Raw genomic sequence first — 17762 nt, 5'->3', positions numbered from 1 at the left:
TCCTGATGGGTTGCCCAGGTTGATTACTTTTTGGTTGCCGCGCTTTGGGGATTGAGATTGGTCAGACGGCCGCTTTCGGTGCCCGCCGACTCGTCGATCACGGCGTTCACGAGCGTCGGCTTGCCCGAACGGATCGCTTCGTTGACCGCCTTCTCCAGTTCATCAGGTGTCCTGACAAGATGACCTACTCCACCGAACGCCTCCATCATCTTGTCGTAGCGCGCTCCCTTGACGAACACCGTCGGCGCGACGTCCGGGCCGCCCGTCGGATTGACGTCGGTGCCGCGATACACGCCGTTGTTGTTGAAGATGACCGTGCACACCGGCAGGTTGTAGCGGCAGATCGTCTCGATCTCCATGCCGCAGAAGCCGAATGCGCTGTCGCCTTCGATGGCGAGCACCGGCTTGCCGGTCTCGACGGCCGCCGCGACCGCGAAGCCCATGCCGATCCCCATGATGCCCCACGTACCGCAGTCGAGACGCTTGCGCGGCTCGTACATGTCGATTACCGCGCGGCCGTAGTCGAGGGTGTTCGCGCCTTCGTTGACGACCGTCATCGACGGATTGGCCTTCACGATGTCGCGCAGCACGCGCAGCGCGCTGTGGAAATTCATCGGCGACGGATTCTTCGCGAGCGTCTCGGCCATCTTCGCGAGATTGCGGTTCTTGCGTTCCGCGATGGCCGCGAGCCAGTCCGCCGGCGGCTTCTGGAAGTCGTTGCCGATGCGCTCGAGAATCGCCTGCACGCACGAACGGATGTCGCCGACGACCGGTGCGGAGATGGCGACGTTGCTGTCCATTTCGGTCGGCGCGATGTCGATCTGGACGATCTGTTTCGGCGCGCCACCCCAGGTTTTGCCCTTGCCGTGCGACAGCAGCCAGTTCAGACGCGCCCCTACCAGCAGCACCGCGTCGCATTCGGCGAGCACGAACGAGCGTGCGGCCGAGGCCGATTGCGCATGCGTGTCGGGCAGCAGGCCCTTGGCCATCGACATCGGCAGATACGGAATGCCAGTGCGCTCGACGAGCGCGCGGATCTCGCCGTCGGCCTGCGAATAGGCAGCGCCCTTGCCGAGCAGGATCAGCGGCCGCTTCGCGTGCTTCAGCACCTCCAGCGCGCGCTCGACCGAGTCGGGCGACGGCAGCTGGCGCGGCGCCGCGTCGACCACGCGCACCAGCGAGCGGCGCGCCTTTTCTGCTTCGATCGCCTGCGACAGCAGCTTCGCCGGCAGGTCCAGATACACGCCGCCGGGACGGCCCGACAGCGCGGCGCGGATCGCCCGTGCGATGCCGATGCCGATATCCTCCGCGTGCAGCACGCGGAACGCAGCCTTCGCATGCGGCTTTGCGATGTTCAACTGATCCATTTCCTCGTAGTCGCCCTGCTGCAGGTCGACGATTTCGCGCTCGCTCGAACCGCTGATGAGGATCATCGGAAAGCAGTTGGTCGTCGCGTTGGCAAGCGCGGTGAGACCATTCAGGAAGCCGGGGGCGGACACCGTCAGGCACACGCCGGGCTTCTGCGTGATATAGCCGGCCGCGGCCGCGGCGTGCCCCGCGTTCTGCTCATGGCGGAAGCTGAAAACCCGCATGCCCTCGGCCTGCGCGAGCCGCGCGAGGTCCGTGATGGGAATGCCGGGCAAGCCGTAGATCGTCTCGATGCCGTTCAACTTCAGTGCGTCGATGACCAGATGGAAGCCATCGGTCATCGGCGTTGCTGCTTCGGCCGGGTGGGTTTCCGGCCGTTCGGTCCCAACTACTTCTGCCATGTCATGTCTCCTGGGGGCGAAGGATAGTGTCCTTTGTGATATATCATATACCACATACAGTATTGGTCAAGCGTTTTTTAACCGGTGCACGGTAGGGTCCTGAGACGGCAAATTACTGTAAGCAATCCGAAATAAATGCCGGTATTTCGATGCTGCACCGCGGCATCCGGCGCCGCCGGATCAGTCCAGAAAGTCGCAGTGAGCTTCGACGTAGGCCGCAAGATCGAGCGAATGCTGCCGCACGAGTTGCTCCGCGCGGTCGGCGTCGCGCGCGACGAGCGCCTCGATGATGTGCATGTGGTCCGAGATCGAACGCGCCGCGCGATCGCTCTGCGCAATCGTCATCCGCCGGATCGCCCGCACGTGCATGAAGACGTTTTCGATCGTCGCGACCAGCACGGGCGACTTCGACAGCGCGACGATCGTCTGGTGGAACGTGATGTTCGCGCCGGAATACTCCTCGATGTGCTCGACCGGCGCGGCTTCGCCGAATTCGTCGAAGATGTGCCGCAGCCCGGCGATGTCTTCATCCGATGCGCGCGTCGTCGCGAGACGCGCGGCCATGCTCTCGAGCGCCGCCCACATGCAGATGATGTCGACGATCTCGCGCCGGCTCTTGCGCAGGATGTAGACGCCGCGCCGCGGAACGGTGCGCAGAAAACCCTCCTGTTCGAGCAGCGTCATCGCCTCGCGCACCGGCGTGCGGCTGACGCCCAGCGCTTCGGCCAGCTCCTTTTCATCGAGCCGGATGTCCTCGCGTGTCCGGTAGATGTCCGTCTCGGCGATGGCGCGCTTCAGGCGCGCGTACGCCTGGTCGCGCAGCGACGCGGCCGCGCCGATCGGCGCGAGCGCCAGGGTGACCGAGCCGCCTCCGCGCTCGCCCAGTATCTCCGTTGACATGTGCTCCTCCTTTGGATTGTTTATACTGTATATCACATATCAGAAGAGATTCAATGATCGATTGCCCACCCCTGTGACCCACCCGGCAGGGACCGGCGGCGAGGCCGTCAATCCATAAACAAAACACAATCGTTTTCAAATAAAACTTTAACTATCACGTATTCATTGACCGCACTATGCTGGGCGTCAGGCTTTCCAAACGGAAGAGGAGGAGATCATGGACCAAGCACTCGACGCCTCGGCTCGCGCGCACGACAGCGAGCTCCATGCGCACGTCTGCGCCTACAACATGGCATTCGCCGAACTGGGTTTGCGCTTTCGCTGGGACGCGCACACGCTCGCGTCGCTCCGGTCGATCGACGACGAAGCCGCGCGGATCGCGGCGTACATCGAGATGCATCATCCGCATCTGCTCACGGCGTACAGCTCCGAATTCCTGAGTGAAGCGATCCTCGCGAGAAAGCGCACGCTGCAGCCCGACGCGCCGGCACTGCGCGAGCCGGTCGCCGTGCAGACGAACCGGCCCGCCGTGCGGGCGCGCGCCGCTGCCCGGCGCGCTCACGACGACGATGCGGGCGAATTCGGACTGCCCGCGCTCGCCGGCGCCTGAGCGCCGCGCGGCGGCCGTCCGATGCAAAACCGGCCGCATGCGCGGCCGGTCAGGATGGCGAACGGATGGGGCCGACCCGCGGGCGCGGGCAAGATGCGTTGCGCCGCGGCCAGCCGGACGCGACCGCCTAGCGGGTGGCGTGCGTCGGACTGGCAGGCTGCGCGAGTCCCGCTGCCTGCAGATCGCTGATCCGGTGCCCTTGCACCCAGCGTGCGCGCATCGGGGCCAGCACGAACTTCGCCGCGACCGCCGCTGTGATCGTGAGGACGGCGGACGCGAGAAATACCGTGTCCCATCCGCCCGTTGCCGCGAGCACCGATGCGATCGGCACCAGCAGCGACGCGGTGCCCTTCGCGGTGTAGAGCATGCCCGCATTCGCGGCCGCGAACTGGCTGCCGAAGGTGTCGGCGCACAGTGCGGGGAAGATCGAGAAGATCTCGCCCCAGAACACGAAGATCAGTGCGGCGCACACGAGGAACGCATACGGGTTCGTGCCGAACAGCATCATGCCGAGCAGCGCGAGGCCTTCGCCGAGGAACACGATGAACATCGTGTTTTCCCGGCCGATCCGGTCGGACAGCAGGCCGCACAGCGGACGCGTGAAGCCGTTGCAGACGTTGTCGATAGAGAGTGTCGCGGTGAGCAGCGGCAGCGTCATGCCGAACAGCGTCAGCGGCATGCCCGCGAAGCCGCGGTCATGCGCAATCGGACCCAGCTGCGCGGTGGCCATCAGCCCCCCCGAGGCGACCGCGACGAACACCGCATACATGATCCAGAACACCGGTGCGCGCACGACGCGCGACGGCGAATGCTCGACACGCGTGAGCGCAAGCGACGGCCGGCGTGCCGCCGCATGCAGCAGCGTGGGCTTCACGAGCAGCAGCGCAAGCGCGAGAATGCAGCCGCCTTGCAGCACGCCGAAGAAAAGGAACGCATGCTGGTAACCCGAGCGCGCGATCATGTGTGCAATCGGAATGACGCTGAGCGCGGCGCCCGCGCCGAAGCCCGCCGCGGTCAACCCCGCCGCGAGTCCGCGCCGGTCGGGAAACCACTTGAGCGCGTTGCCGACGCAGGTGCCATAGACGCAGCCCGCGCCAATCCCGCCGATGAACGCCGCCACGTACAGCGCCGGCAAAGTAGTTGCGTGCGCATCGAGTATCCAGGCAAGCCCCGCGCACAGCGCGCCGGCCGCCACGACGGGACGCGGGCCAAAGCGGTCGACGAGCCAGCCCTCGACGGGCACGAGCCACGTTTCGGTCAGCACGAAGATCGCGAACGCGAACTGGATCGACGCCTCGTCCCAATGGCGCTGCAGATGCATCGGCGCGACGAACAGCGTCCACGCGTACTGCATGTTCGCGACGAGCGCCATGCACGCCATGCCGATCAGGAGCTGACACCAGCGATTGCTCCACGGTGCGGAGGTCGGTCGAATCGGTCTGTACACCGCTGTGTCTCCTTGTATTCGAATGTCGGAAAGCGGCGCAGCCGTCATGACGCGGCTGCGACATGCACCGGGTGTCCGGCCTGGCGAGAAGGGAGACGAAGCGTCGCTGCGCGGGGTCGCCTGACGGCGTTCGGCAGATTCCAGATGGGACCCGGGTGCCGCCGATCCCTCAACCATGCAGCGGATGCTAAAAGTTAAAGGGAATCGCGAATAATCAAAGTTTGTTACCGTTTCGATTACTTTTTACTTATGCATGCGCTGTCCCGCACACGCAAAACGGCTTGAATTTTGCGCATTCTGGCCATGCCGAGTGGCTGAAATACGCTGTGCAGCGGGCGATTGCGGCGCCGCGTCGAGGCGTGGCGAGCGCGTGGCGCAAAGCGTGCCGGGCATGCGCTGCCGGCGTGCGAAAGCGGCACCCTGGCGGGCCCGCATCAGGGTCAATCCCGATGAAGTCAGGGTCAATGCTGAGTTAATAAAAGCTGATTTTTGTTAGCATGTCGATATGACTTTGGTTATACATCAACCATGACAATCAGGAACGCGACGCTGCGGCAGTTGAAAGTCTTCGAGACCGTCGCGCGCCTGCTCAGCTTCTCGCGAGCGGCGGAAGAACTGCATCTGACGCAGCCGGCCGTCTCCACCCAGGTCGCTCAACTCGAGGAACACGCGGGCCTGCCGCTGTTCGAGCAGCTCGGCAAGAAGATCTATCTGACGCCGGCGGGCAACGAGATTCTGCTGTTCAGCCGCCTCGTCCTCCAGCTGTTCCAGCAGGAGGACGAGAAGATGAACCAGTTGAAGGGAATCTCGGGTGGCCGGCTCAACGTGTCGGTGATCAGCGCGGGCGACTACTTCTTTCCGCGACTGCTCGCCGAATTCACGCGCCGCCACGCGGGTGTCGAGCTGAACCTCGGCGTGCGCAACCGGGAAGAACTGCTGCATCGGCTCACGACCAACCAGACGGACCTTGCGATCATGGTCCGCCCGCCGGTCGACATGGACGTGACGACAGAAGCGTTCGCGCCGCACCCTTACGTGATCGTCGCGGCGCCCAGCCATCCGCTCGCACGCCGTCGCCATGTGACGATGGCGCAACTCGCGGACATGCCTTTCATCGTGCGCGAGCGCGGCTCCGACACGTGGAATTCAATGCAGGAAGCGTTCGCCGGTCGACTCGACAATCCGAAGATCGCGATGGAAATCCAGAGCACCGAGACCATCAAGCAGGCGGTGATCGCAGGGATGGGCATCGCGTTCCTGTCCGCGCACACGATCAGCCTCGAACTGCAGGTCGGCAACCTCGCGGTGCTCAACGTCGAGGGCTTTCCCGCCATGCTCAACTGGTACGTCGTGCACCGCAAGAACAAGCGTCTGCCGCCAGTCGCGGAGGCATTCAAGCGGTTTCTGCTCGACGAAGGCTCGACGCAGATCGAGCACATCACCCACGTCGGCGAGCTGATGTCCCCCGCTCGCGCGTTCAGCTAGTCGTTCGTTCAGCCTGCCACGCGCGTTACTGCGCGCTACCCACGGCATGCCGCACCCCAGCCGGCGTATGACGCAGACGCGGTGCGCGCGGTGCGGCGGGACGCTCGGCTTCACCGAGGCCGGCGAAGCGGCCATGCTGCGCCGCAAGGTTCAGCGCCGGCTCGTCGACCAGACGAGTCAGCAGGTAGGTCACAGCCGCACCCATCAAGACGAGTGCGGTGGCAAGCAAAGCGATCGGCAAGAGTTCCATGTCAGGCTCCAAGAGTTGAAACAGTCAACAGGCTCTATGATCTTCCGCATTGCACCAAAAGTCAATATTTTGTATTTGGTATATCACGAAATTGTTGCTTTGCCGCAAATGACGGCTTGACGCAGCGCTTCCGGGCGGCTCGCGCGCGAGCATGGCGCCTGCGCCGGAACAGGGCGCCACAGGGAAGCGGGATCGGAGCAGATCGCGCAGGCGTGCTGCGAAAGCGCGCCCGGCAGCGGGAGGCGACGGAAAAGGGAGAGGAGGCGCCGGCGCGATGCCGGTCGCGGAAGCATGCGTGCCGACCGCCAGAACGGCGGTCGACGAAGGCGGGATCAGACGGTGCCGACCGTCTCGCGCGGCGGCTGCGCCGCGACGCTCGCCGGGACAGCCGGCGTACGCTCCGACTGCGCGATCTGCTCGCGCAGCTTGATCAGCGCGAGCACCGTGTCGATCGTCGGCGTCGGCTGTCCGGCGAGGCGGCCCATCTCCTGCACGACCGTCAGCAGCGGATCGATTTCCATCGGCCGGCCGCATTCGAGATCCTGCAGCATCGAGGTCTTGTGCGCACCGACCGCCCCCGCGCCGTCGATGCGCCGCTCGACGTCGACGCGAAAGTGCACGTCGAAGCGATCCGCGATCGCCTTGGCCTCCAGCATCATCGTCTTCGACACGGCGCGGGTGCCCGCGTCGCGCGTGATCACGTCGAGCGTCGCATGCGTGAGCGCGCTGATCGGGTTGAAGCACAGGTTGCCCCACAGCTTCAGCCAGATTTCGTCGCGGATATCCTCGCGGATCGGCGCGTCGAAACCAGCGGCCGTCATGATCTCGTGCAGCTTGACGATGCGCTCGGTGCGCTCGCCGCCCGGCTCGCCGATCGGAAACTTCTTGCCGTAGACGTGGCGGATCACGCCGGGCTCGACGATCTCGGCCGCCGGATACAGCACGCAGCCGATCGCGCGCTCCGGCCCGAGCCGGTTCCACTGCGTGCCGCCCGGATCGACGCTGTCGAGCCTCGTGCCCGCGAAGATTCCGCCGTGCTGATAGAAGTACCAGTACGGAATTCCGTTGACGGCCGTCACGATCGCGGTATCCGGGCCGATCAGCGGCTGGACCGCCTCGACGATGCCCGGCACCGAGTGCGCCTTCAGCGCGATGATCACGTAGTCCTGCGGACCGAGTTCGGCGGGCGTGGACGTGCAGCGCACGTTCACGACACGCTCGACGCCGTCGCTTTGCAGCCGTACGCCCTGCTTCTGCATCGCCGCCAGATGGGGACCGCGTGCGACGAAGCTGACCTCGGCGCCCGCGAGCGCCAGCTTCGCTCCCATATAGGCGCCGATGGCCCCGGCGCCATACACACAGATTTTCATGGACTGTCTCCTGTTGATGTGACGAATGCGGTCATGGCAGACCCGTGACGGTCTCCCATGCTGATCTGTTGGTCGGGCACGCCGCGCGATGCGGCGGGAAGCGGCGCGGCATGCGGTGCGTCGGCGGCGCCGCATGCCGCGTGCTGCGTTCAGGTATGCGCGGGCGTGAGCTCGGCGCGCGAGGCGACGAGCGCGTCATAGACGATGTCGCGAAAGGCGTGCTTCGGCTGCGTATCGAGCGCGGCAAGAATGGCGCGCCGCATGCGAGGCTCCCAGAAGCGGCGGATGTGCATGGCGATGCCGTCGAGCGCTTCGTCGTGATCGGGCATCGACTCGAAGAACTCGCCGATCCGGTTGGCCATGTCGATCAGGTTGTGAACGTCCATCGCGGCCCCCTCACTTGCCCGCCGTTTCCGGCGCCGCCTCGCGCCGCTCCAGCAGCTCCAGCTGCTGCGCGTTAAAGCGCGTGTACTCGCGCTGCCACTGCGACGGCTGCTCCACCGGCATCACCTGCACCGCCGTCACCTTGTACTCCGGGCAGTTCGTCGCCCAGTCCGAGCTCTCTGTCGTGATCACGTTCGCCCCCGACTCCGGGAAGTGGAACGTCGTGTACACCACCCCGGGCTGCATGCGCTGCGTCACCTTCGCGCGCAGCACCGTCTGCCCCGCCCGCGACTCGATCCCCACCCAGTCCCCCGTGCGGATGCCCCGCTCCTGCGCATCGTGCGGATGGATCTCCAGCCGGTCCTCGTCATGCCAGCGCGAATTCTCCGTACGCCGCGTCTGCGCCCCCACGTTGTACTGCGACAGGATCCGCCCCGTCGTCAGGATCAGCGGGTAGCGCCGCGTCACCTTCTCCGGCGACGCCACGAACTTCGTGATCACGAAGTGCCCCAGCCCCCGCACGAACTCGTCCACGTGCATCGTCGGCGTGCCCCCGGGCGCCTGCGCATTGCACGGCCACTGGATGCTGCCCAGCGCATCGAGCTTCGCGTACGACACCCCCTCGAAGCTCGGCGTGAGCCGCGCGATCTCGTCCATGATCTGCGACGGATGCGTGTACGCCATCTCGTAGCCCAGCGCCCGCGCCAGCAGGATCGTCACCTCCCAGTCCGCGTACCCCGCCAGCGGCGGCATCACCCGCCGCACCCGCGAGATGCGCCGCTCCGCGTTCGTGAACGTGCCGTCCTTCTCCAGGAACGTCGCGCCCGGCAGCAGCACGTGCGCGTACTTCGCCGTCTCGTTCAGGAAGATGTCCTGCACCACGATGCACTCCATCGCCGAGAGCGCCGCGCTCACGTGATGCGTGTTCGGGTCCGACTGCACGATGTCCTCCCCCTGGCAGTACAGCCCCCGGAAGCTGCCGTCCAGCGCCGCATCGAACATGTTCGGAATCCGCAGCCCCGGCTCCGCCTGCAGCGCCACCTGCCACGCCTGCTCGAACAGCGCGCGCGTCGCCGCATCCCCCACGTGCCGGTAGCCCGGCAGCTCGTGCGGAAACGACCCCATGTCGCACGAGCCCTGCACGTTGTTCTGCCCGCGCAGCGGATTGACCCCCACCCCCTCGCGCCCGATGTTGCCCGTGGCCATCGCCAGGTTCGCGATGCCCATCACCGTCGTCGAGCCCTGCGCGTGCTCGGTCACCCCCAGCCCGTAGTAGATCGCCGCGTTGCCCCCCGTCGCGTACAGCCGCGCGGCCGCGCGCACCGCGTCGGCCGCCACCCCCGTCACTTCCCCGGTGGCCTCCGGCGCGTTCTCCGGCTGCGCGACGAACGCGCGCCACTGCCCGAACGCCCGCGCCTCGCAGCGCGCCGCGATGAACGTCTCGTCCAGCAGCCCCTCGGTCACGATCACGTGCGCCAGCGCATTGACCAGCGCCACGTTCGTGCCCGGGCGCAGCTGCAGGTGATGCGCGGCCCGCACGTGCGGCCCGTCCACGATGTCGATGCGCCGCGGATCCACCACGATCAGCTTCGCCCCCTCGCGCAGGCGCCGCTTCAGCCGCGAGCCGAACACCGGATGGCCGTCCGTCGGGTTCGCCCCGATCACCATGATCACGTCCGCCTTGCCCACCGACGCGAAGGTCTGCGTGCCCGCCGACTCGCCCAGCGTCGTCTTCAGACCGTACCCCGTGGGCGAGTGGCACACCCGCGCGCACGTGTCCACGTTGTTGTTGCCGAACGCCGCGCGCACCAGCTTCTGCACCAGGTACGTCTCCTCGTTCGTGCACCGCGAGGACGTGATGCCCCCGATCGAGTCGCGACCGTACTTCTCCTGGATGCGCCGGAACTCCGAGGCCGCGTAGCGGATCGCCTCGTCCCAGCTCACCTCGCGCCACGGGTCCGTGATCTTCGCGCGGATCATCGGCTTCGTGATCCGGTCGCGGTGCGTCGCATACCCCCACGCGAAGCGCCCCTTCACGCACGCGTGTCCCGCGTTCGCCTCGCCGTCGCGCTGCGGCACCATGCGCACCACCTCGTTGCCCTTCATCTCCGCGCGCAGCGAGCAGCCCACCCCGCAGTACGCGCACGTCGTCACCACCGCGTGCTCCGCCTGGCCGAGCATCACCACGCTCTTCTCCTGCAGCGTCGCGGTCGGACACGCCGCCACGCACGCCCCGCACGACACGCACTCCGAGTCCATGAACGGCTGGCTCTCGCTCGCCGCCACGCGCGAGTCGAACCCGCGCCCGGCGATCGTCAGCGCGAACGTACCCTGGGTCTCCTCGCACGCGCGCACGCAGCGGTTGCACACGATGCACTTGGACGGGTCGTACGTGAAGTACGGGTTCGACTCGTCCTTCTGCTCCTGCAGGTGGTTCTGTCCCGCGTACCCGTAGCGCACCTCGCGCAGCCCCGTCACGCCCGCCATGTCCTGCAGCTCGCAGTCGCCGTTGGCCGGGCACGTCAGGCAGTCCAGCGGGTGATCCGAGATGTACAGCTCCATCACGTTGCGCCGCAGCGTCTGCAGCCGCCCGCTCTGCGTGCGCACCTTCATGCCCGCCTCCACCGGCGTCGTGCACGAGGCCGGGTAGCCGCGCCGCCCCTCGATCTCCACCAGGCACAGCCGGCACGAGCCGAACGGCTCCAGCGAATCGGTCGCGCACAGCTTCGGCACGTTGATGCCCGCCCCGATCGCCGCGCGCATCACCGAGGTGCCCGCCGGCACCGTCACCGCGCAGCCGTCGATCTCCAGCGTCACGTCCACGTCCGCGTGCCGCTGCGGCGTGCCGTAATCGGTCTGGTCATGGGGCGTGTGCATCGCGCGCGCCTGCGACTGGCACGCGCAGTTGCCGGAACCGCAACCGCCGGCGCGGCTATTCTGTACATCGGACATGAGGGGCTCCATCGTCAGGCCGCCGCTTCGCGCGGCATGGCGTCAAGACCGAAGTCTTCGGGAAAATGATCGAGGGCGGACATCACCGGGTAGGGCGTCATGCCGCCCATCGCGCACAGCGAGCCCGACACCATCGTGTCGCACAGCTCGCGCAGCAGCTGCACCTGGCGCGGCGAGCGGTCGCCGTCGCGGATGCGCTGGATTACCTCCACCCCCCGCGTCGAGCCGATCCGGCACGGCGTGCACTTGCCGCACGACTCCAGCGCGCAGAAGTGCATCGCGTACTGCGCAAGCTCCGCCAGGTTCGACGTGTCGTCGTGCACCACCAGCCCGCCGTGGCCCACCACCGCGCCCACCGCCGCGTACGCCTCGTAGTCCAGCGGAATGTCCCACTGGCTCTGCGGCAGGTACGTGCCCAGCGGCCCGCCCACCTGCACCGCGCGCACCGGCCGCCCGCTCGCGCTGCCCGCGCCGTAGTCGTACACCAGCTCGCGCAGCGTCACCCCGAACGCGAGCTCCACCAGCCCGCCCTGGCGCACGTTGCCCGCCAGCTGGAACGGCAGCGTGCCGCGCGAGCGGCCCATCCCGAAGTCGCGGTAGAACGCCGCGCCGCGCGCGAAGATCACCGGCACCGTCGCCAGCGTGATCACGTTGTTGATCACCGTCGGCTGTCCGTACAGCCCCGCGAGCGCCGGCACCGGCGGCTTGGCGCGCACCACCCCGCGCTTGCCCTCCAGCGATTCGAGCAGCGCCGTCTCCTCGCCGCACACGTACGAGCCCGCGCCTCGGGCCACCTCCAGCCCGAACGCATGCGCCGTGCCCAGCACGCCCGCGCCCAGCCAGCCCGCCTCGCGCGCCCGCACCAGCGCCGCCTCCAGCGCCGCGATCGCATGCGGGTACTCGCTGCGCACGTAGATGTAGCCGCGGCTCGCGCCGGTCACCACCCCCGCGATGATCATCCCCTCGATCAGCGCATACGGGTCGCTCTCCATGAGGAGCCGGTCCGAGAAGGTGCCCGAGTCGCCCTCGTCCGCGTTGCACACGATGTACTTCTGCGCCGCGCGCGCGCCGCGCACCGTGCGCCACTTGATGCCCGCCGGAAACGCCGCGCCGCCCCGCCCGCGCAGCCCCGATTCGATCAGCGCCTCGCAGGCCGCCTCGCCGTCCATCGCCAGCGCCGCCTTCAGCCCCGCCAGCCCGCCGTGCGCCACATAGTCCTCCACCGACAGCGGATCGGTCACGCCGATGCGCGCGAACGTCAGCCGCTGCTGCTTCTGCAGGTACGGAATCGCGTCGACCGGGCCGACGCAGCGCGGGTGCGCGCCGCCTTGCGTGAAGCCCGCATCGAACAGCGCGCCGACCTCCGCGCACCCGACGTTCGCGTAGCCGATGCGCCCCTGCGGCGTGGCCACCTCGACGAGCGGTTCGAGCCACAGCAGGCCGCGCGAGCCGTTGCGCACCAGCTCGATGGCCACGCCGCGGCGCTGCGCCTCGGCCTCGATCGCCGCGGCGAGCGCATCGGCGCCCAGCGCGAGCGCGGACGAATCACGGGGAACGTAGATGCGGGTCATGCGTCAGCCTCCTGGGCGTCGCGGGCGGCCGCCCACAGCGCGTCGAATCCCTGCGGATTCACCTTCGCGTGCAGCGTGCCGTTGAGCGTCATCGCCGGCGACAGCGCGCACTGCCCCAGGCAGTACGCCGATTCGAGCGCCGTCGCGGCGCCCGCCGCGTGCGGCGCGTCGAAGCGGCAGCCGGTGCGCGCCTCGATGTGCTGCGCGAGCGCCTCGGTGCCCATGCTGCGGCAGGCCTCGGCGCGGCACAGCTGCACCGTCACCGCCGCCGGCGGCGCGGTGCGAAAGTGGTGGTAGAACGTCAGCACGCCGTGCACCTCCGCGCGCGACAGGTTCAGCGCCCGCGACAGCGGCTCCACCGTCTCCGCAGGTATGTAGCCTACGTCGTCCTGGAGGGCGTGCAACACCGCGATGAGCGAGCGCCCTTCGCGAACGTGCCGTTCGATCAGTTCATCGGGTTGAGCCACGATGGTCTCCTCGTCTCGTGAAGCGATTACTCGGCGCCCGCGCCGCTGCCCGGTGGGTTCGCTTCAAACTTCGAAGAAGGAAGCGCTACAGCATGGTCGAATCGATGATCAGGCGAGTGATGGAAACGATAGTGCCTATGCCGATCCATTAATAAAAGTTAAAGTTTTTTATCGTATCGGTTTGCAAATCTGGATAGATGGCGACTTGCGAGCGAGGCATCGCACCCCGTCGCCGCATCGATGCCGCGCCAATGCCGTCAGCGATGCCGTCAGCGCGCCCGCCGCCCGAATAGCGAAAAATGCCGGCCTGTGGCGGGTGCCTCATCGGCGCCGATCATCCCGAACTCGATCGGGAAGCGGGTATAGAACACGTGCACCTGCTGGGCGCGCACGAGATCGAGCAGCCGTGCGGCTTCGTCGTCGGTGGCGGCGAGGATGATCTGGACAGGCTGATCCGACAGCCGCAGCATGTGGGCGGCGTGGCGCGCGCCCGCGTGGCCGGTTCCCTCCGCGCAGCTGATCACCGTGGCGCCGTGGATGCCTAGAGCGTGTTAGGTACTTTCGGTCAAACCTGGTAACCTGGCGGAATGCCAGAACGCAAGCCATATCCCACGGACGTTTCGGACGAGGAATGGAGCTTCGCCGCTCCCTACCTGGTCTTGATGAACGAAGGCGCGCCGCAGCGCCGATACGAACTGCGCGAAATGTTCAACGCGCTGCGCTGGATGGCGCGCGCCGGTGCGTCGTGGCGCATGCTGCCGACTAATTTTCCGCCGTGGGAGATGGTCTACCAGCAAACGCAACGCTGGCTTAACGCGGGTTGCTTCGAGGCGATGGTCAACGATTTGCGCTCGGTGCTGCGCGTGGCACAGGAGCGGCAGGGCCAGCCCAGTGCGGTTATCCTGGATGGCCGCACGTTGCAGTCCACGTGTGAGAGCGGTCCGCGCGCGGGCTATGACGGTCACAAACGCAAGCGGGGCAGCAAGGTTCATATGGCCGTCGACACCCTGGGCCTGCTGCTCGCGGTACACATTACGCCGGCCAACGAGCAGGAGCGTGCGCAGGTGGGCGAGCTGGCGCGCCAGGTTCAGCACGTCACCGGCCAGACAGTGAAACTCGCCTTTGCAGACCAGGGCTATACGGGTGACACGGCGGCACAGGCCGCTCGTGACGAAGGTATGGAATTGCAGGTCATCAAGTTGCCCGAGGCGAAAAAGGGCTTCGTGCTGCTGCCGCGTCGCTGGGTGGTCGAGCGCAGCTTCGGATGGCTCAACCGCTTCCGGCGGCTGGCACGCGACTATGAGCGCTTGCCTGAAACCCTGGCGGGCCTGCACTTTGTCGTCTTTGCCATGCTCATGCTCGTCCATGCTGTGCCCATTATCCAAAGTGCCTAACACGCTCTAGTTGCATGGCTTCGTGCAGCAGCCATTCGCAGACGGTCTGATGACCGTGCCGGCGGTTCTGTTCGGTGTAGAAGGTCAGCTGGCAGCCGTTCATGTCGGCCTCCGTCAAACGATACCCGCGCAACGCGGGCCGGCACACGCGCGGGTCCGCGCGTTCACGATTCATTCTAGAGCATGAACAGAATGCCCGGCGCGCGGCGATAAGAGCGGCTTATGCGAAAGCCGCACGGATAGCAAGCAAGGTTTGCACTTTGGTGTACAGGTTAAGGCGGCACGCTTATGTTCGGCCCGTTGATGCAGGCTGGCCGGCTTGCTGGCCCATATGGAATTCCGCGACTACGAACAACGAACCGACGGGTCCGAAGCAATGATTCATATAACGATGGGTAGCCTGCTGTTACGAAGAATTGCGCGCCCCCGATGTGACGGTCATGGTGGGCAAGCACGCCCCCCTGAGGTTCCCTCGGTTTTTCGCCTTCCAGAGGCCCCGGGTTATGCAGCCGTTTCCTTTGTTCGCTGAGCCGCAAGCCAGTTTTGCATGAACTGGGTTGGCGACACGAAGCCGAGTGATGAATGACGACGACTGCGGTTATAAAACACTTCAATGTATTCGAACAAGTCCGCCACGGCTTCGCGATGCGTGCGATACCTCGTGCCGTGTACCCGCTCGTTCTTCAGGCTGTTGAAGAAGCTTTCTGTCGGCGCGTTATCCCAGCAACTGCCTTTGCGGCTCATCGAGCAGCGCATGCCGTACGAGTTCAGCTTGCGCTGGAATTCTTGACTCGCGTATTGACTGCCTCTGTCCGAGTGATGCAGCACGCCGGGCGCGGGCCGGCGGCGGAACCATGCCATCGTCAGTGCATCGGTCACAAGGTCCGCCGTCATGCGCGGCTTGACGGACCAGCCCACGACTTCCCGGTTGAACAGGTCCAGCGTGACGGCCAAATACAGCCAGCCTTCGTCCGTCCAGATGTACGTGATGTCCGACGTGAACACCTGATTGGGCTCGGCCGGCGTGAAGTTGCGGTTCAACACGTTCGGCGCGACCGGCAGTTTGTGTCGAGAATCGGTTGTCACCCGATAACGGCGCTTGTGGCGGGCTCGAATACCGTTGTTGCTCATCAGCCGCTCCACCCGTGCTTTGCTGGCTGGAAAGCCGCGAGCGCGAACCTCCTCAGTCATGCGCGGCGAGCCGTAGGCGCCCTTGTACTGAGCGTGAATCGTCCGAATCAACGTGAGCAACTGCGCATCGGTCAGCCGCTGACGCTCGGGCGTGCCGCCGCGCTTCCAGGCGCGATAGCCGTTCACGCTGACATCAAGGACCTCGCACAACGCCGACAGCGGATAGTGCCGGCACTGCGTGTCAATCCAGGCGTACTTCACAGGAGGTCCTTCGCGAAGAACGCCGCCGCTTTTTTTGCGATTTCCAGCTCCATCTGCAAGCGCTTGTTCTCCGCTCGAAGGCGCGAGAGCTCCATCTGTTCTGCCGTGACGACCTTCGCCCCGGCGCCGTTCAGCTTGCCGGCTTCGGACGCCTTGAGCCAGTTGCGCAGCGTCTGCGTCGACATACCCAATTCGCGGGCCACGGCGCTCACGCCTTGCCCGTCCTTGACTCGTTGCACGGCAGCTTCCTTGAACTCTGCCGTGTACACCTGGTGCGGTACCTTGAACATTTCTTCTTTCCTTCCTTTGGGTCGAGTTTATACACGACCTGCTGGAAGGCGAAAATTCAGGGGAAGCTCACCCCCAGACCCCGATCACTTTTCGCGGATAGCGCGCACCATCACCCCGTTCCACCCAAACACGACACGGTTATCGGTCATGCGAAAGATGGCCGTACAGTTTGCGCTGTCCAGGAGCATAGTGCGCGCAGGCAAGCCGACATCTGGCGGATACACGTCGTAAAGCTCCTTCAATTTCGTAGCGCTGTCCACCTCACTGACGACGAAACCACCATGAGGCGTGCAGTTCTGATTGCTGAATTCAATACGCGTCGGTGAGATCGTCAGGACCTTGCCGAGAATTCGCTTTGCTTCCGGGATACCCGCCGAGATGGTTGCGTACGACACAACATCCGTGACTACCCATTTTCCCGAAAATTCAGCCGCTAATAGTTTCGCCGCCGACGCACCCTCTTGGGCATTAGACTGTCCGGTCGCGAGGAGCAGTGCAACGGCTGCACACAACTGCCGCGTGCTCATTTCGCAGACTGCCGGAAAGGCGCCGATTCGCGCATGCGCCGATGCTCAAGTCCCCGGCTGCGCCTCCCGGGCCCCGCCGCACCGCCATTAGGCCTACGCGGGGTAATCATCACGTTGCTCATCATCTGTGAAACCACAACCGCCATATCCCCACCGTTTGCCGGCGAAAGCGCTTGTCGGGTGTTGACGTTGCTCGAGTTGTACGCGAACGATACGGCTGCATCGAATTGCGCCTGCGTCAACTGCCGCTCCGTCACAATAGCCCTGACCTGGCGCTCTGCATCGTGCACGCGAGATTGCAGTATTGCGTTGACCTGTTCCGGAAGAACAGTTCGCCTCAGTTCTTCTGGCGTGCATGGTCCAAGGTGAGCGAGTGTACCGATACCCCACGTGCAATTGCCGTGCACCGGTGCATCGTTGTAATAATGCATTACCACACCTTCATTGAATCGCAAAGCTGTGTATCCGGCCTCGCTCATTCGCATACTGTCATTGGCACCTGGCATTCCTCTATTCCTGTTCCGGTTTTTCGCATTGGCAAGTGCAATCATAAGACGTTGCCAGCACAACTATTTTTTGGGATATTCCCCTGCCGGATCAGAATATGTGAATTGAATCGAAAAAGCTTTGCGGACACGCAGGGCAGTACCCCAGCAGTATCAGGCTGATGCGCACTTCCGCGCTTCTCGCATGCGAGAAACCGCCGTAGCTCAATCGTCGCTGGCAACGACCCAGCCACTTCCCAGCCCAACAGCGAGAGTTTGGAATGCTCTGACTGTTTACCACGATGTGCTGTGTGCTGCCGGGTTTGCCCCAGTCAGTTGGATTTGGGTCGGCCTGTTCGCCCCAGGGGCGGGCCACGCTCGCACTGTCGATGCTCACGCGGCCCCAATTAATCGCATCGTATCCGTGAAAGCGTGACAACATCACCGCATGCAACCGAATCCATACGT

Annotated in this window: 16 protein-coding genes and 1 pseudogene; 4 read left to right on the top strand and 13 right to left on the bottom strand. The window is 65.4% G+C overall.

All coding sequences use genetic code 11. The features are described from left to right. Positions 1-23 precede the first annotated feature (23 nt). Both oxc and AC3AP7_RS19725 read right to left on the bottom strand, forming a co-directional pair. Positions 24-1769 (bottom strand): oxalyl-CoA decarboxylase, encoded by a 1746-nt coding sequence (gene oxc / locus AC3AP7_RS19730; RefSeq protein WP_487364252.1) that lies wholly within the window; start codon positions 1767-1769, stop codon positions 24-26. Between the two features lie 180 nt (positions 1770-1949). Further along, positions 1950-2669 carry a GntR family transcriptional regulator gene (locus AC3AP7_RS19725; RefSeq protein WP_487364251.1) on the bottom strand — a complete coding sequence of 240 codons (720 nt, stop codon included), beginning with the start codon at positions 2667-2669 and terminating at the stop codon, positions 1950-1952. 217 nt (positions 2670-2886) lie between these two features. On the opposite strand from AC3AP7_RS19725, the gene AC3AP7_RS19720 reads away from it, so the two are divergent. Next, positions 2887-3279 (top strand): hypothetical protein, encoded by a 393-nt coding sequence (locus tag AC3AP7_RS19720; RefSeq protein ID WP_487364250.1) that lies wholly within the window; start codon positions 2887-2889, stop codon positions 3277-3279. A 127-nt stretch (positions 3280-3406) separates the two neighbouring features. Here AC3AP7_RS19720 and oxlT read toward each other — a convergent pair whose 3' ends face one another. After that, positions 3407-4660 (bottom strand): oxalate/formate MFS antiporter, encoded by a 1254-nt coding sequence (gene oxlT, locus AC3AP7_RS19715; RefSeq protein ID WP_487364947.1) that lies wholly within the window; start codon positions 4658-4660, stop codon positions 3407-3409. Between the two features lie 594 nt (positions 4661-5254). Between oxlT and AC3AP7_RS19710 the strand changes: the two genes are divergently transcribed. After that, entirely contained in the window at positions 5255-6211 is a 957-nt protein-coding gene (locus tag AC3AP7_RS19710; RefSeq protein ID WP_487364249.1) for a LysR family transcriptional regulator, read from the top strand. A gap of 25 nt (positions 6212-6236) precedes the next feature. Here AC3AP7_RS19710 and AC3AP7_RS19705 read toward each other — a convergent pair whose 3' ends face one another. From AC3AP7_RS19705 to AC3AP7_RS19675, 7 genes are all read right to left on the bottom strand, one after another. Continuing rightward, positions 6237-6461, bottom strand: a complete 225-nt coding sequence (locus tag AC3AP7_RS19705) for a hypothetical protein (protein WP_487364248.1) — start codon at positions 6459-6461, stop codon at positions 6237-6239. 332 nt (positions 6462-6793) lie between these two features. Next, a complete protein-coding gene (locus tag AC3AP7_RS19700; protein ID WP_487364247.1) occupies positions 6794-7831 on the bottom strand; it encodes a 2-dehydropantoate 2-reductase in 1038 nt (345 codons plus the stop codon). A gap of 149 nt (positions 7832-7980) precedes the next feature. Next, a complete protein-coding gene (locus AC3AP7_RS19695) occupies positions 7981-8217 on the bottom strand; it encodes a formate dehydrogenase subunit delta (RefSeq protein WP_487364246.1) in 237 nt (78 codons plus the stop codon). Positions 8218-8227: 10 nt separating this feature from the next. Further along, positions 8228-11167, bottom strand: a complete 2940-nt coding sequence (gene fdhF, locus AC3AP7_RS19690; RefSeq protein ID WP_487364245.1) for a formate dehydrogenase subunit alpha — start codon at positions 11165-11167, stop codon at positions 8228-8230. A 14-nt stretch (positions 11168-11181) separates the two neighbouring features. Continuing rightward, the gene (locus AC3AP7_RS19685) at positions 11182-12738 is read right to left on the bottom strand and encodes a formate dehydrogenase beta subunit (protein ID WP_475765750.1); all 1557 of its coding nucleotides are present in this window, start codon (positions 12736-12738) and stop codon (positions 11182-11184) included. Further along, positions 12735-13208 (bottom strand): NAD(P)H-dependent oxidoreductase subunit E, encoded by a 474-nt coding sequence (locus AC3AP7_RS19680; protein ID WP_487364946.1) that lies wholly within the window; start codon positions 13206-13208, stop codon positions 12735-12737. The genes AC3AP7_RS19685 and AC3AP7_RS19680 overlap by 4 nt, the downstream gene beginning before the upstream one ends. 266 nt (positions 13209-13474) lie before the next feature. Beyond that, entirely contained in the window at positions 13475-13729 is a 255-nt protein-coding gene (locus AC3AP7_RS19675) for a putative PII-like signaling protein (protein ID WP_488324857.1), read from the bottom strand. A 63-nt stretch (positions 13730-13792) separates the two neighbouring features. Here AC3AP7_RS19675 and AC3AP7_RS19670 point away from each other — a divergent pair, with 63 nt between their 5' ends. After that, the gene (locus AC3AP7_RS19670; RefSeq protein WP_487363172.1) at positions 13793-14599 is read left to right on the top strand and encodes an IS5 family transposase; all 807 of its coding nucleotides are present in this window, start codon (positions 13793-13795) and stop codon (positions 14597-14599) included. Between the two features lie 340 nt (positions 14600-14939). After that, a pseudogene (locus tag AC3AP7_RS19665) lies at positions 14940-15026 on the top strand (IS5/IS1182 family transposase); the annotation flags it as partial. A 74-nt stretch (positions 15027-15100) separates the two neighbouring features. On the opposite strand, the gene AC3AP7_RS19660 reads toward AC3AP7_RS19665, so the two are convergent. The 3 genes from AC3AP7_RS19660 to AC3AP7_RS19650 form a co-directional block, all read right to left on the bottom strand. After that, a protein-coding gene (locus AC3AP7_RS19660; RefSeq protein ID WP_475764380.1) for an IS3 family transposase occupies positions 15101-16281 on the bottom strand; the annotation gives its coding sequence in 2 pieces (ribosomal slippage) (positions 15101-16029 and positions 16029-16281; 1182 coding nt in all). An 84-nt stretch (positions 16282-16365) separates the two neighbouring features. Continuing rightward, positions 16366-16809 (bottom strand): hypothetical protein, encoded by a 444-nt coding sequence (locus AC3AP7_RS19655; RefSeq protein ID WP_487364244.1) that lies wholly within the window; start codon positions 16807-16809, stop codon positions 16366-16368. Further along, positions 16806-17360, bottom strand: a complete 555-nt coding sequence (locus AC3AP7_RS19650) for a lysozyme (RefSeq protein WP_488324856.1) — start codon at positions 17358-17360, stop codon at positions 16806-16808. The genes AC3AP7_RS19655 and AC3AP7_RS19650 overlap by 4 nt, the downstream gene beginning before the upstream one ends. Between the last annotated feature and the right edge of the window lie 402 nt (positions 17361-17762).

Source organism: Paraburkholderia sp. PAMB 6770 (assembly GCF_057748135.1).
This window is presented reverse-complemented; position numbering and strand designations above follow the sequence as displayed.